The sequence below is a fragment of the Paraburkholderia sp. GAS33 genome, assembly GCF_050436645.1.
GTDB lineage: Bacteria > Pseudomonadota > Gammaproteobacteria > Burkholderiales > Burkholderiaceae > Paraburkholderia > Paraburkholderia phenazinium_B.
Genome location: NZ_JBNDMP010000007.1, coordinates 260,521 through 275,661 on the forward strand (window position 1 = coordinate 260,521; position 15,141 = coordinate 275,661).

Below are 15,141 nucleotides of genomic sequence, written 5' to 3' on the forward strand. Positions count from 1 at the left end.
GCATCAGTGAAATGCGGTAGCAAGACGTGTTCCCTTGCGAGAACAAACCTGTCCCCGCACGCCGGGGCGAGGGCGTCAAAGCAGGCTCATGGCGGCTCAGGCGAGCGAAGAAGGCGTACTCGCAACCAACAGAGCAGGCGCGGTTTGTGCGACACAACGAGCGTTGCTGGACACATTCTGGAGTCGACCATGTATAACGATGCCGAATACGCGCGGGACGTCGCAAACGAACAGTACGAGGTTTTCAGGCTGGATCCTCGCGAGTGGGTACCGAACAATTCCCGGCTGCCCGTCGTGATCTACCGGCGCGCCTTACGCGCCGACAGCGGCGACCTGGCGTCTGCCTTCGAGATTCTCTTCGAACGTAATGACTGGCCGCCGCAGTGGCGCGACGGCATTTTCGACTATCACCATTTCCACGCCACTGCCCACGAAGTGCTGGGCATCGCCTCGGGTTCCGCCGAAGTGATCGTGGGCGGCCCCGGCGGACGCGTCGTGAAAGTCACCGCGGGGGATGCGCTGCTGCTGCCGGCAGGCACCGGCCATTGCCTGCAGGCCTTCTCGGGCCGTTTTCAGGTGGTGGGCGGCTATCCGGCAGGCCAGCAGTGGGATATTCGCCGCGACGCACTGACGCCCGCCGAGCGCGCAGCCATGGAGGCGTTGCCGTTTCCGCCGCGCGATCCGCTCGACGGCACGCACGGTCCGGTCGTCGAACACTGGCTGCATGCTGCTTGAGTCTGTAGTCGCCGCAAGCTTTGAAAGCTGCGTGACGGCAGCAGGCAGGGCATTGCGGCGATTGTTGCGCGGCCGCCGCCTAGTCGTTGCACGCCATACAGTTGGCTATTGCCGCATATCGGAGCATGATCGGACGGTTGGCCGCCACTGGGCCGTTTAAGATGGGCTGTCCCCATGCAGGGCGCCCGTAGCCGGCCGCCCCATGCCGGTCGCTCCGGGCAAGCCTGGCTTTCGGCCCGTTTCCGCAGGAATGTTCAATTGCCGCGCGTCACTTCGACGTCGCCCTTCGTAGAACAGGAGCTTCCCATGCAAAACAATCCCTCCCTCGATAAGCTGTGTATCGACACAATCCGTACGCTATCGATGGATGCCGTGCAAAAGGCGAATTCCGGCCACCCCGGCACGCCAATGGCGCTGGCCCCGGTCGCCTATCACCTGTGGCAAAACCATCTGCGCTATGACCCTGACGAGCCGCTGTGGCCCAATCGCGACCGCTTCGTGCTGTCGGTAGGGCACGCGTCGATGCTCTTGTATTCGCTTCTGCATCTCGCCGGTGTAAAGGCGGTCGACGACGACGGTAAACCGACTGGCAGACCCGCTGTATCGCTCGACGACATCAAGCAGTTCCGTCAACTCAACAGCAATACCCCGGGACACCCCGAATACCGCATGACGACCGGCGTCGAAACCACCACTGGACCGCTCGGCCAGGGCCTCGGCAATAGCGTCGGTATGGCCATGGCCGCGCGCTTCTACGAGACGCGCTTTAACCAGTCCGATGCGCCGCTGTTCGATTACCGCGTCTACGCGCTGTGCGGCGACGGCGACATGATGGAAGGTATCTCGCACGAAGCGGCTTCGCTCGCGGGCCATCTGCAGTTGTCGAACCTGACGTGGATCTACGACAGCAATCGCGTGACGATCGAAGGGCACACGGATCTCGCCTATAGCGACGACGTGGAAGCGCGTTTTCACGGCTACCACTGGCATACGGTCCACGTCACGGACGCGAACGATGCCGCCGCGCTCGAAGCCGCCTTCAACGAGGCGAAAAGCGTGACCGACAAGCCGACGCTGATCGTAGTGAACAGCATCATCGGCTGGGGCGCGCCGAAAAAGCAGGACACCTCGGCCGCACACGGCGAGCCGCTCGGCGACGAGGAAGTCGCCGCCGCCAAGCGCTTTTACGGCTGGCCCGAAGACAAGAAGTTCTACGTGCCGGATGGCGTGATGGCGCGCTTCGCGGACGGCATCGGTACACGCGGCAAGGCGGCGCGTAGCGACTGGCTCGCGAAACTGGACACCTACGGCAAAAAATATCCTGATCTCGCGCGCGAGTTCGCGCAGATCGAGGCGCATGAATTGCCCGATGGCTGGGACACCGATATTCCCACTTTCGAGCCGGACGCCAAAGGCATCGCCACGCGCGAGTCGTCGGGCAAGGTTCTCAATGCGATCGCCGCGCGTCTGCCGTGGCTCATTGGCGGCGCGGCCGATCTTTCGCCGTCCACCAAGACCAATCTGAAGTTCGAAGGGGCGGGCAGCTTCGAGCACGACAGCTACGGCGGCCGCAATCTGCACTTTGGGATTCGCGAGCACGCCATGGGCGCCGCGGTGAATGGCCTCGTGCTATCGAACCTGCGTGCTTACGGCTCGACGTTCCTGATTTTCAGCGACTACATGAAGCCGCCGATCCGGCTGTCGTCCATCATGGAAGTGCCGGCCATCTATGTGTTCACGCATGATTCGATCGGCGTCGGCGAGGACGGTCCGACGCACCAGCCAATCGAGCAGCTGGCGTCGCTGCGCGGCGTGCCGGGTCTGACTGTGCTGCGGCCCGCGGACGCCAATGAAGTGGCCGAGACGTGGCGCGTTGCGTTGTCGAGGCCGCGCCATCCTTCTTGCATCATCCTGACGCGTCAGCCGCTGCCGACATTCGACCGCAAAAAATACGGCTCGGCCGAAGGGGTGCGCAAGGGTGGCTACGTGCTGGCCGATGCCGCCGACGGCAAGAAGCCGCAGGTGCTACTGCTCGCAACCGGCAGCGAAGTGTCGATCTGCGTGGACGTCTACGAAAAGCTGAAGAGCGAGGGTATTGCCGCGCGGGTGGTGTCGATGCCGGCATGGGATATTTTCGAATCCCAGGACGACGCTTATAAGGACTCCGTGCTTCCGCCTGATGTCGACGCGCGGGTTTGCGTCGAACAGGCCGCGGAACTCGGTTGGGACCGCTACGTGGGTCGGCTCGGAGCGAAGGTCGTGATGCATACGTTCGGTGCTTCGGCGCCGTTGAGCGAACTGAAGAAAAAGTTTGGCTTTACGCCGGAACATGTCTACGACGCGGCCAAGCAGCAGATTGCCCGGGTGCAGAAGAAGTAACTTCGCGCCCGGTGAGTCCGAAGGCATTCAGGTTGGCCTGGCAGTTGCAGGCCGCCTGAATGCTTTTTTATTGTGCCGCCAGCTTTTGATCAGCGTTCCTAATTTGCTGGAATCGTCACAACCGGAGCCTTGGTGCTGGTATCGGCCTCGGCGAGCGCCATCAGGTTCTGCACGACGGTGAAGGCGTATTTCGAATCGAAATCATTGCGCTCGACCCAATAGGCCGAGGCGCCGTAGTTGACCACCACATAGGCATCCGCAGGCGGCTTTTCGCCCGAATGCACGATGATGGTAGGCCGCGTTTCTCCACCGATCAGGCCCACCGTCGGCTTGGTCGCACCGCTGCTGATCTGCTCGAGCGGCACCTGTACCTGCGCGCCGAGATCGGTCAGGATGCCGAGCACCGAACGGGTCACCATGGGAATCCGGTCTCCCCGTTCAGACGACGGTCCATAGACGATCTGATAGGTCCGTGTATTCGGCGCGAGATTCAGCAAACGGCGCACGCGCGCCAGGTCGGCGACGCTTTGCGGCGACACGCCGCTGGTCGCCGCGCTCATCGCCAGATAGACGCTCGCTTTGCCGTTCTCCTGGCGCGATTCCACGTTGAGCTCGCCCGCCATCTGCAGACGTCTGAGAGACTGCAGCAACTCGAAGAAGCCCGGCGCGCCCGCGGCATTGTCGCCGCCTAGCGCGCTGCCGTTCTGCAGGCCGCCAATCGATTGCGCTGTGATGCGCAATAACAGGTCGATCGGGATGCCGCCTTCGGCGAGCGGCAGCACCAGTTCAGGTGCGAGCGGCCGGATGTAGGCCGAGGCGAATGCTTCGCCGGTGGTCGGCGAGAAGGTGAAGGTGGGGTGGTTCGAGTAAGACACGCTGCCGGTCGCGAGCGCATAGTTCGGCTCGCTGCCCGAGCCGACGTTTCCAGTCGCGCCGATGGTCGAGTCGAACTGATAGGCCGCGATGATCGAGCTGACCGTCAGGAACGCGGGCGCATCGCCATAACGTAGTCCGACGACTGCGGCCAGGATTTCGCGTTTTTTTGCGTCGCCTAGCGCTCTCGCGTAATCGACCTGATCAGCTCTCAATCGGGTGGGACCCACATGTACGCATGCAGTGGTGAGGCAGGCTGTGCAGAGAACCGCGAGAACCGAGGCTTTTGTCATCATGGGAACGCGAGAGCGGAGCGGGCCGCGTGGGAAATTGGCATCCCAGGCGCAGTAGCAGAGCGTATGCCTGATCGGGGGGTTTTAGCTCAAGCGTCCGTGGTATGGGGATTCGGCGGTGCTGACAGGTAGCTTGCACCGATAAACGCAGCGTAGATTCCACAGATGAATGCAATATTTGCAGAGCGCGAAGTTCAGGGGTGAAACGGCCAACCAGCGATTCCTTTAGATTCCTTTAGACTGGGAGAAGGAAAGGTCCAACCCTTCGTCAACCTCTCATTGCTTCCGAACCGACTTGATGCCAGCAACTCCTGCAGAGGATCTGATCGTTGCCCGTCCGCAGGGCCTCTATTGCCCGCCCGGCGATTTCTACATCGATCCCTGGCAGCCCGTCGACCGTGCGGTCATTACCCACGCCCACTCCGATCACGCCCGCTGGGGCCACACGCGCTATCTCGCCGCTCGGCCAGGCGCGGGTGTTCTGTTATCAAGGCTGCCCGGTATCGATCTGCAAACCGCTGCATACGGCGAGCGTCTCGACATCAACGGCGTAACGGTCTCGCTGCATCCCGCGGGCCATGTACTCGGTTCCGCGCAGATACGCGTCGAACATCGCGGCCGCGTGTGGGTCGCCTCCGGCGATTACAAACTCGATTCCGATCCCACTTGCGCCCCGTTCGAACCGGTACGCTGCGACACCTTCATCACCGAGTCGACGTTCGGACTCCCGATCTATCGCTGGGAGCCGCCGCAAACCGTGTTCGACAGCATCGACTCGTGGTGGCGGCATAACGCTTCAGAAGGGCGTGCGTCGGTGTTGTTCTGCTATTCGTTCGGCAAGGCGCAGCATTTACTCGCGGGTGTCGACGCAGCTATTGGTCCGATTTTCTGCCACGGTGCGCTCGAGTCGATCAATAACGCGTATCGTGCCGAGGGCGTTGCGTTGCCGCCAGTGCGACTGGCCGGTGAAATTGCCGCGAAGGACAAAGCGGTCTTCAAACAGGCGCTCATCGTCGCGCCCCCCTCGGCGCAAGGCAGCCCCTGGTTGAAACGCTTCGGCGATTACAGCGACGCATTTGCATCCGGCTGGATGCGCTTGCGCGGCGCACGCCGCAGACGCGGCGTCGATCGCGGCTTCGTGCTGTCCGATCATGCGGATTGGTCCAGCCTGCACACTGCGATTCGCGAGACCGGTGCTGAGCGCGTGATCGTCACGCATGGCCAGGTGGAACCGATGGTGCGCTGGCTGCGCGAACAGGGTCTCGAAGCAGGCGCCTTCGCCACGCAGTACGGCGACGAGGCCCTCGAAGATGCCGCAAGCGCTGTCGAAACCGCCACGCCAGCCGCATCCGATCCACCGTGAGCCGCGCGTCATGAAACGATTTGCTGCGCTCTACACCGCGCTCGATGCCACCACCTCGACGCACGACAAGCTCGAAGCGTTGACCACCTATTTCAGCGCGGCGGCGCCTGAGGATGCCGCGTGGGCGTCCTATTTTCTGGCGGGCGGCAAACCGCGGCAGTCGGTGCCGACGCGCCTGCTGCGAGAAATCGCCTGCGAGCGCGCAGGTTTGCCGGCGTGGCTCTTCGAGGAGTCGTACCAGGCGGTCGGCGATCTGGCCGAGACCATCGCGCATATTCTGCCGCCGGCGCAGCGCATCTCGGAGTTGGGGCTCACGCAGTGGATCGAGCAGCGCGTGCTGACCTTGCGTGGCGTCGCGCCCGAAGAACTGCGCACGCGGCTCCTCGCGTACTGGGACGAACTCGACTGGGGCGGGCGGTTTCTGCTGACCAAACTGATCGGCGGTGGCTTTCGGGTTGGCGTGGCACGGCAACTGGTGGTGCGTGCGCTCGCCGAAGTGGCAGGCGTCGATCACAAACGAATCGCACAGCGCATGGTGGGCTGGACCGATTCGCAACAAACACCCGATGCCGCACGCTATCTTCGCCTGATAGCACCGGAGCCTACCCATGCAGCAAATGGCGACGCCACGAACGAAGCGGAGCAGGGCACGCCCCTCGGTGCGGCGAACGACAGCGACCTCGGTCTGCCGTACCCATTCTTTCTCGCGCATCCGCTGCAGGCCGAACCGCAGACGCTGGGCGACCCGCAACACTGGCAGATCGAATGGAAGTGGGATGGCATTCGTGCGCAACTGGTCAAACGTGCCGGCCAGGTATGGCTGTGGTCGCGCGGCGAAGATCTGATCACCGCGCGCTTTCCCGAAGTCACCGCGCTGGGCGAAGCGTTGCCGGATGGCTTCGTGCTCGATGGCGAGATTCTGGCGTGGGAACCGGATGCATTGGCGCCGTTGCCGTTTGCCCGGCTGCAACCGCGCATCGCGCGCAAAACCCTCACGAAGAAAATTCTCGCCGATTCACCCGCCGCGTTCCTCGCCTACGATCTGCTCGAAGCACAGGGCAACGATTTGCGCATGACGCCGCTCGCGCAGCGCCGCGCACAACTCGAAGCGCTGGCGGTTTCGCTCGACGGTTCGCAGATCCGCGATCTGCTGCGAGTCTCGCCATTGGTGGAGGCGCCCGACTGGACTGCGCTCGCACAGTTGCGCGACGAAAGCCGGGCCCGCGGCGTAGAAGGCTTGATGCTGAAGGAGCGTCAGTCGATGTACGGCGTGGGTCGCACCAAGGCCTCGGGCACGTGGTGGAAGTGGAAGATCGATCCCTACGCGGTCGATGCCGTGCTGGTCTATGCACAACGCGGACACGGCCGTCGCGCGAGTCTCTACACCGATTTTACTTTCGCCGTATGGGACGAAGCCGATGGCGTGCGCACACTGGTGCCGTTTGCCAAGGCCTATTCTGGTCTCACCGATGAAGAGATGCGCCAGGTCGATGCGATCGTACGCAAAACGACGATAGAAAAATTCGGCCCTGTGCGCAGCGTGACGCCGACGCTCGTGTTTGAAATCGGCTTCGAAGGCATTCAGGCGAGTCCGCGGCACAAGTCGGGCGTAGCGGTACGTTTTCCACGCATGCTGCGCTGGCGCACGGACAAGACGATCGAAGATGCCGATTCGCTGGCAATGTTAAAAGGCTTTATCGACGATCGCTCCGCCTGACGCGAACCCACTCGGGATTTTCCCTGAGAGCCATGCCAGATGCGTGGCGTGATGGCTCTGGTTGCGCACACAAGGGGTTTCCCAGGCTGGTCAGCGCTTGTGCATTTTGATACTTCTTGCTCCTTTGGACCGGTCGCTTCGCCTGCTTGCAGGCACCATCAGGATCGAATCTTGCGGCCGACGTCCGATGTGCTCGCTTGTGGCACAGGGGAGAATGCAGTGACTGCAGACGACGGAATCAATGATAGCGACGACGTAGTGGTGTGGCGGCCAATCGGTGAAGCATTGGCATCGCATCGCCGCGTGCTGGTGGTCGACGACTACCGCGAAGCGGCCGACGCATTGCAATTGCTGCTCAATGCGGATGGTTTCGAATGCCGCGCACTCGAAGACCCTTTGACGGTTTGCGATGTGGCAGGGGACTGGCAACCGTTCGCGGTAGTGCTCGACATCAAGATGCCGGGACTTGACGGTTTAGAGCTCGCACGGCGGCTGCGGGCTCATCCTTCCACGTCGCATATGCTGCTGGTTGCGTGTACCGCGTTCTCATCGGCAAATGATCGGGCTCGAGCGAAAGCTGTGGGCTTCGACGCGCATTGCGCGAAGCCGCTCACGCCGCAGCGTCTGTTACGCGTGCTGGAAGCCGCAACGACAAGCAGGGCAGACGGCCCGCTGTAACTGGCAGCGGCCGATCCCGCGCACCTGCGTACAACCCGCGCTGCAAAAACCCTCTTCATTCAATCAGGCGCGTACTTGAATTCAGGCAGCGCCTCGAGCGACTTCTTCGTAGCCTCGGGCAGCATCACCTGGCGGTTCTCGATCTGCAGCTCGGCAAACGGCACCGCGACCAGGTGCTTGTCCATCCCCAGAAATCCTCCCACCGACAGGATGGCATACGTGCTGTGATCGCCCGGCGCGACGATCAGGTCGTCGAGCGTACCGATGTCATCCTTGTTGCGGTTGTACACCGATGCGCCGTGCAGTTTAGAGGCGCGGTAACCGCTGCCGAGTTGCACGACGTCGGTTCGTTTTTCAGTGACTGCTTGCGGCGCTCCCTGCGCGAAAGCTCCGCAAGAGAGCAGGGCGGCGAGCACACCCGCCGCAAATTGCATCTTCGATGTTCGTGTCATGGTGTCCACCCTCGGGGCGCCTGACGAGGCGCGTCTGGTTTAGTCATGCAAAAGACAGCGCGGACCTACCCAAGTCGCCGTGCTGATTCATGCGCGTAAGAGGTAGAGGCAAAACGCATGCCTTGCCACGTGGCACGATTCAAACAGCGCGTGCTAAACAATGTGCGAAGGGATATCGGCCGTTCGGGACCATAACTTGCTTAAGTTAGTCTTTCGCACAGGCTCCCGTGCAATCACTCCCATCGTCCAAGGAAAAAACATGTCACGTGAGGCCTCCCAAACTCCTCCCGCTCAATACGCCGCACGCATCGCGGAAGGCGTCCCTTACCCGCTGGGCGCGACCTGGAACGGCGTCGGCGTCAATTTCGCATTGTTTTCCGCGCATGCGACAAAGGTCGAACTCTGTCTGTTCGATTCAACGGGCGAGAAGGAAATTGAGCGCATCGAACTTCCCGAATATACCGATGAGGTCTGGCATGTCTTCGTGCCGGATCTGAAACCCGGTGCGATCTATGGCTACCGCGTGCATGGCCCGTATGCACCCGAGGAAGGCCATCGCTTCAATCCGAACAAACTGCTGCTCGACCCGTACGCCAAGGCGCATATTGGCGATCTGAAGTGGGGGCCGGAAATCTTCGGCTACACGCTCGATCACGAAGACGGCGACCTGTCCTTCGACGAGCGCGACAGCGCCCCCTTCGTGCCGAAGTGCAAGGTGGTGGACGCCAATTTCTCGTGGAGCCACCCCGAGCGCAATGCGCTGCCGTGGGAACGCGTGATTGTCTACGAGACGCATGTGCGCGGTTTCACGCAACGCCATCCCGCCGTGCCGGAAAATCTGCGCGGCACGTTCGCCGGCCTCGGCCAGCAACCGGTGATCGACTACATCAAGGGGCTAGGCGTCACCACCGTCGAACTGCTGCCCATCCACATGTACGTCAACGACAGTTATCTGCTCGATAAAGGTCTGACGAACTACTGGGGCTACAACACGATTGGCTTCTTTGCGGCTGACCCGCGTTTTTTCGCGAGCGCGAATGCATCGTTGGAAGAATTCAAGGCGATGGTCGACCGTTTCCATAACGCCAATCTCGAAGTGATCCTCGACGTTGTGTACAACCACACCGCCGAAGGCAACGAACGCGGCCCTACGATCTCGTTCAAGGGCATCGACAACGCTTCGTACTACCGTCTGATGCCGGATGAACCGCGCTATTACATCAACGACACCGGTACCGGCAACACGCTGAACCTGTCCCATCCGCGTGTGCTGCAGATGGTCACCGACAGCTTGCGCTACTGGGTAAGCGAAATGAAAGTGGATGGTTTCCGCTTCGATCTCGCCACGATTCTCGGTCGCGAGCCGCATGGTTTCGATGAAGGCGGCGGCTTTCTCGACAGCTGCCGGCAGGATCCGGTGCTCTCGAGCGTGCGTCTGATTGCCGAGCCTTGGGATTGCGGTCCGGGCGGCTATCAGGTGGGCGGCTTTCCGCCGGGCTGGGCAGAGTGGAACGACCGCTTCCGCGATACCACCCGCGCTTTCTGGAAAGGCGATGAGGGTATGGTGCCCGATCTCGCCAAGCGCCTTACCGGCTCCGGCGACAAGTTCAACCGGCGCGGCCGGCGTCCATGGGCCAGCGTAAATTTCATCGCGGCCCACGACGGCTTCACCACGAACGATCTCGTTTCGTACAACGACAAGCACAACGAGGCGAACGGCGAGGACAACAAGGACGGCCACTCCGATAACAAGTCGTGGAATTTCGGCGTGGAAGGCCCTACCGACGATCCGGATATCCGCCAGCAGCGCGAGCGTCAGAAGCGCAACCTGCTGGCCACGTTGCTGCTTTCGCAAGGTACGCCGATGATCCTCGCCGGCGACGAATTCGGCCGCACCCAGAAGGGTAACAACAACGCCTATTGTCAGGACAACGAGATCAGCTGGCTCGACTGGGAAGGGATCGACGACGACGGGCGCGCGTTGACGGAGTTCGTCAAGAACCTCACCACCTTGCGGCATCGCTTGCCGGTGCTGCGGCGCGGCCGCTTTCTGACCGGCGAATACAACGCTGCCCTGGAGGTGACCGATACCCGCTGGCTGTCGCCGACTGGCGAGGATCTCTCGCAGGAACAATGGGACGACGCCGCGATGCGCTGCTTTGGCCTCGTGATCGACGGCCGTGCCCAGGCGAGCGGCATTCGCCGGCCAGCCTCCGACGCGACACTGCTGCTGGTCCTCAACGCGCATCACGACGTGGTCAATTTCACGTTGCCGGATGTTCCCGAGGGCGATCAATGGACCTGCCTCCTCGACACGAACATGCCGGTACGCGACGAACTGCCGGCATTTTCTGCTGGCGCGTCTTACCAGGTCACCGGCCGCTCGCTGCTGTTGTTCGCGCTCGACGCTTCAAGCCGTGCAACCCAGCGGGTATTGGACGGACTCGAGCAGCAGTTGACCACCGATGATCCCGGCAAAACGAGCTAAGCACGGTCCGTAACGCCAGGTATAGGGCTTGCTGAACATGTAAACGCAGGCACCGCCGCGTGCCTTTGCACTCGCCTGATTCTCTGGTGCAAGCCAGCGAAGAAAATCCAGGCAATGAAGAACGCAGCAGCGGTCGCTCCGACCAAAGCAGGCTCAAGGCAAAACGCCCAGGAGGGCAAGATGGCACAGGACCACGAACTCGAAACGAGCAGCACCGAAGAAAAGATTCGCACCCGCGCGTACTACCTGTGGGAACAGGCGACCGACCCCAAGGGCAACCCGGACGAATACTGGGAGCAGGCGCGTGCTGAAGTCGAGAAGGAATCGATGGGCGCGGAGGGCGACTCGCATACGGGTGTGACGGTAACGCCGACACACAAGGAATAGATGCGGGACTTCGACGACCCACGCTTGACGCGCACGGCGACACGTATTGCTCCGAGCACCGCGCTGGGCATCGAGGGGCTGATCACGCTGGCGGTTGGCGTGTTGGCCGTCGCCGCGCTTTACTTCGCGCGCGACGTGCTGATTCCGATCACGCTCGCGATCCTGCTCAGTTTCCTCGTCGCGCCATTGGCGAATGCGTTGTTGCGTATCCGCCTGGGACACGTCGCCTCGGTGTTTGCCGCGGTGCTGCTGTCAGTCTCGGTCATTGTGCTGCTCGCCAGCGTGATCGGGACTCAGCTCACCGAACTCGTCGCCAACGGGCCGCATTACGAAGCCACCATCGAGCGCAAGCTCGATACCGCGCACAACCTGACCATCGGCAAGCTCGACCGCCTGATGGGCACAGCCGGTCAGGCGCTGCAGCGTGTCACCGAGCCGCAGCAGCAGCCGTCCCCCGCGCCGCCACCGGCCTCGCGCAGTGCCGTGGCGCCATCATCCGATGCACAGGCACCCGCCGCGATGCCCGTCGTGGTGCGCGAGCCGGTGCCCACGCCGTTCGAACTCGCGCGGCGTTTTCTGACACCTGCCATTAGCCCGCTTGAAACCGCGTTTATCGTTTTCGTCGTGACGATCGTGATTCTGCTGCAGCGCGACGATCTGCGTGACCGTGCGATCCGTCTGTTCGGTTCGCGCGATCTGCATCGCACGACGACCGTGATGGACGAGGCCGCGCGTCGTCTGAGCCGCTACTTCGTTTCGCAGCTCGGCGTGAATGCCGGGGTGGGCGTGGTGATCGGCATCGGCCTTTCTCTGATCGGAGTGCCGAGCCCTATCCTGTGGGGCATCATGGCCGCGCTCTTGCGGCTCGTGCCATACGTGGGCATCTGGATTTCGGCCGTGCTTGCCACCGCTCTGGCCGCAGCGGTGAGTCCCGGCTGGTCGATGGCGATCTGGTCGCTGGCGCTCTTCGTAAGCGTCGAAGTGCTGGTTGGGCAAGTGGTCGAGCCTTTGCTGTACGGACACAGCACGGGTCTTTCGCCGTTTTCCGTCGTGGTCGCCGCGATTTTCTGGAGCTGGATCTGGGGGCCTATCGGACTGATCCTCTCCACGCCCTTGACCTTATGTCTGCTGGTATTGGGCCGTCATGTTCGACGGCTCGAGTTTCTCGACGTGCTACTAGGTGATCAACCCGCGCTCACGCCGATCGAGAACTTCTATCAGCGTGCGCTGGCCGGCGATCCGGATGAGGCGCTTGCACAAGCCGAGAGTCTGCTGCGCGAGCGCTCGCTCTGCGCGTATTACGATGAAGTCGCTCTCAAAGGTTTGCAACTGGCGGCCAACGACGTGCAGCGCGGTAGCGTCACCGCCGCGCAACTCGCACGGATCGAATCCACCACTAACGACCTGGCCGAAGGGCTCGATAGCTTCCCCGATCGCGATCCCAGGCTCGATCAACCCGAGGAAAACTGGGCGGCAGTCGGGCCGTCCGACGAACGGTCGCGATTGCCCGTGGATGAAGCGAGCGTCGAGCGCGAAGCCAGAGCGAAAGCGGCGGCGAGCGAAGGTGAAGCGGGCATGGGGGCAGGTCAAGGCACGGCCGGCAACACGAGCGATGAGACGCGTATCCAGCGTGAGCGCGCCGAACGCAATCGGGCTGGCCATCAGGTGCTATGCATCGCCGGACGCGGTCCGCTCGATCAACTGGCGACCAGCCTGCTGCTGCAACTGCTCGGCAAGCACGATCTGAATTGCCGCTCGCTGCCGCATGAAGCCGCGTCGCGCACTGCCATCGATACGCTCGATACGTCGGCGGTGACCATCGTATGCCTGTTCTATCTGAACATCGAGGGTATTCCTTCGCATCTGCGCTATCTCGTGAGGCGGGTTCGTCAGCGCCTGCCTGATGCGTCGATTGTCGTTGGCCTGTGGCCGCAAGGGCAGCCGGAAAAGTGGAGCGACGATCTGCAAAGCGCGATCGGTGCGGACTGCTACGCAACGTCGATGCAGGACATGCTGAATGCGTGCTGCCGGATCGCCGCTACCGTTCCGGTGGAAATGGAACCGGCGCAGACGGTTGACGATATCGCGGCGTAGTTCTGGAAGTACCATCCTCAACCGCCCGGCGCTTTCGCCGGGACCGCATCCGTCGCGCCTGTCGCATTCCCACCAGCTTGCCATCCGCCGCCCAACGCCTTGTACAGTGCCACGAGGTCAGTGCTGACCTGCATGGTTTCCTGCGCGTACTGCTGCTGCGCATCGCTTAACTGCCGTTCTGCGTCGAGCACGTTGATAAAAGTAACGAGGCCCTTGCGGTAGCTGTCGCGCGCGAGTTCGAAGGCGGCCTGCTGCGCCGCGACGCTGTCGCCCAGCGACACCTGGCGCGCCTGATCGGTACGGTAGACAGCGAGGGCGTTGTCGACATCGCGCAACGCCATCAGCACCGTCTTGCGGTAATCCAGTGCAGCCTGCTGCTGTTGCGCTTGCGACAGATGGAGGTTGGCCACCAGCGAGCCGCCCTCGAAGATCGGCAGCGAGATGCTCGGCCCGAATGAATAGAACAGGCTCGACCAGTGTGTCAAACCGCTCGCGTTTGTGGCGCGCGTGCCGACCTGGCCGGTCAGCGAGATATCCGGGTAGAACTGCGCCACCGCGACGCCGACATCGGCGGTGGCCGCATGCAGACTCGCCTCGGCCCGGCGGATGTCCGGACGTCGGCGCGCCAGTGTCGACGGCATGCCGACCGGCACGCTCGGCGGTACAGGCGGCACCGCGGCAGGCGCGGACAGTTCATCCGCGAGCGAGCCCGGCGGCTCGCCGAGCAGATAGGCGAGGCCATTGAGCGCCTGCTGGATCTGCTGATCGTATTGGGGCAACTGCGCCTGGGTCTGCGCGTATTGCGCTGTCGCACTTTTTACATCGAGCTGACTCGCAAGCCCCACCTTCGCCTGACTTTGCGTCAACGCGACGATATCGCGCTGCTGATCGACGAGGCTTTGGGTAATCTGCCGCAATGCCTGGGCGCCGCGCAACTGCATATAGGTTTGTGCGACCTCGGCCTCGAGCGACACCAGTGCGTCGTTGCGGCTTTCCACCGCCTCTTCGGTTTGCGCATGCGCGGCCTCGACCGAGCGGCGTACCCGGCCGAACAGATCCAGCTCCCATGACGCATCGAAGCCGACCTGCCATAGGTTGATCGGCGCGGTCAGCTGGTTAAGGACATTGTTGGCGCCGTTTTCCAGCGTAGCGCCCGCCCCAGGGGCGATCTGGTTGACCGGCGAGTTCGGCGCGCCCAGTTGATCGACCTTGTTGTAGACGCCATCGGATTCCAGAAAGCCCTTCGCGCCGAGCTGTTCGCGCTGATAGCTACCGCTTGCGCGTACGTTGGGCAGACCCTGCGCAGCCGCGCTCTGCTCCTGGGTGCGTGCTTCGACGATGCGCAGCACGGCCTCCTGCAGGTCGAGGTTGTCGCGCGCGGCGCGGTCGATCAGCCCATCGAGCGTCGGGTCCGAGAAGCTGCGCCACCATTGCGGATCGGGATCCGAGTCCATCGTGGGCACGGATGCGGCTGTCGGCGCCGCAGCCGAAGCAGGCGTCGCGGCACGAGCCGCCTCCTCTGAGGCAGCCTGCTGCGGATCGTGCCATTGCGCCGGCGCGTCGGCTTGCGGAGCGTGAAACTGCGGTCCAACCGTGCAGGCGCCGAGCAGCACTGCAAGAGGAAGTGCAACGGGGAGTGCACGCCGGAGCGCGGCACGTCGTACGCGGCGAACGTGGCTCAT

At 62.7% G+C, this 15,141-nt stretch carries 11 protein-coding genes; 8 read left to right on the plus strand and 3 right to left on the minus strand.

The features are described from left to right. The first annotated feature begins 189 nt into the window (after window positions 1-189). Together P3T24_RS22640 and tkt are read left to right on the plus strand one after the other, a co-directional pair. A complete protein-coding gene (locus P3T24_RS22640) occupies window positions 190-735 on the plus strand; it encodes a cupin domain-containing protein (RefSeq protein ID WP_429437971.1) in 546 nt (181 codons plus the stop codon). Between the two features lie 306 nt (window positions 736-1,041). After that, entirely contained in the window at window positions 1,042-3,114 is a 2,073-nt protein-coding gene (gene tkt, locus P3T24_RS22645) for a transketolase (protein ID WP_429437974.1), read from the plus strand. A 98-nt stretch (window positions 3,115-3,212) separates the two neighbouring features. Here tkt and P3T24_RS22650 read toward each other — a convergent pair whose 3' ends face one another. Then, complete coding sequence (locus P3T24_RS22650; protein ID WP_429288340.1) at window positions 3,213-4,283, minus strand: hypothetical protein; 1,071 nt, start codon at window positions 4,281-4,283, stop codon at window positions 3,213-3,215. Between the two features lie 295 nt (window positions 4,284-4,578). On the opposite strand from P3T24_RS22650, the gene P3T24_RS22655 reads away from it, so the two are divergent. The 3 genes from P3T24_RS22655 (at window position 4,579) to P3T24_RS22665 (ending at window position 8,038) form a co-directional block, all read left to right on the plus strand. Beyond that, entirely contained in the window at window positions 4,579-5,643 is a 1,065-nt protein-coding gene (locus P3T24_RS22655; RefSeq protein WP_429437977.1) for a ligase-associated DNA damage response exonuclease, read from the plus strand. Between the two features lie 10 nt (window positions 5,644-5,653). Beyond that, on the plus strand, window positions 5,654-7,360 hold the full coding sequence (locus tag P3T24_RS22660; RefSeq protein WP_429437980.1) for an ATP-dependent DNA ligase: 1,707 nt from the start codon (window positions 5,654-5,656) through the stop codon (window positions 7,358-7,360). Window positions 7,361-7,579: 219 nt separating this feature from the next. Beyond that, the gene (locus P3T24_RS22665; protein ID WP_074264601.1) at window positions 7,580-8,038 is read left to right on the plus strand and encodes a response regulator; all 459 of its coding nucleotides are present in this window, start codon (window positions 7,580-7,582) and stop codon (window positions 8,036-8,038) included. Between the two features lie 59 nt (window positions 8,039-8,097). On the opposite strand, the gene P3T24_RS22670 is transcribed toward P3T24_RS22665, so the two are convergent. Further along, a complete protein-coding gene (locus P3T24_RS22670) occupies window positions 8,098-8,490 on the minus strand; it encodes a PRC-barrel domain-containing protein (RefSeq protein ID WP_074264600.1) in 393 nt (130 codons plus the stop codon). A 259-nt stretch (window positions 8,491-8,749) separates the two neighbouring features. Between P3T24_RS22670 and glgX the strand changes: the two genes are divergently transcribed. The 3 genes from glgX (at window position 8,750) to P3T24_RS22685 (ending at window position 13,459) form a co-directional block, all read left to right on the plus strand. Beyond that, window positions 8,750-10,978, plus strand: a complete 2,229-nt coding sequence (glgX, locus tag P3T24_RS22675) for a glycogen debranching protein GlgX (protein WP_429437983.1) — start codon at window positions 8,750-8,752, stop codon at window positions 10,976-10,978. Window positions 10,979-11,158: 180 nt separating this feature from the next. Next, window positions 11,159-11,365 carry a DUF2934 domain-containing protein gene (locus tag P3T24_RS22680; protein WP_429405091.1) on the plus strand — a complete coding sequence of 69 codons (207 nt, stop codon included), beginning with the start codon at window positions 11,159-11,161 and terminating at the stop codon, window positions 11,363-11,365. Continuing rightward, window positions 11,366-13,459 carry an AI-2E family transporter gene (locus P3T24_RS22685; protein ID WP_429437986.1) on the plus strand — a complete coding sequence of 698 codons (2,094 nt, stop codon included), beginning with the start codon at window positions 11,366-11,368 and terminating at the stop codon, window positions 13,457-13,459. Window positions 13,460-13,476: 17 nt separating this feature from the next. On the opposite strand, the gene P3T24_RS22690 is transcribed toward P3T24_RS22685, so the two are convergent. Then, a complete protein-coding gene (locus tag P3T24_RS22690; protein ID WP_429437989.1) occupies window positions 13,477-15,141 on the minus strand; it encodes an efflux transporter outer membrane subunit in 1,665 nt (554 codons plus the stop codon).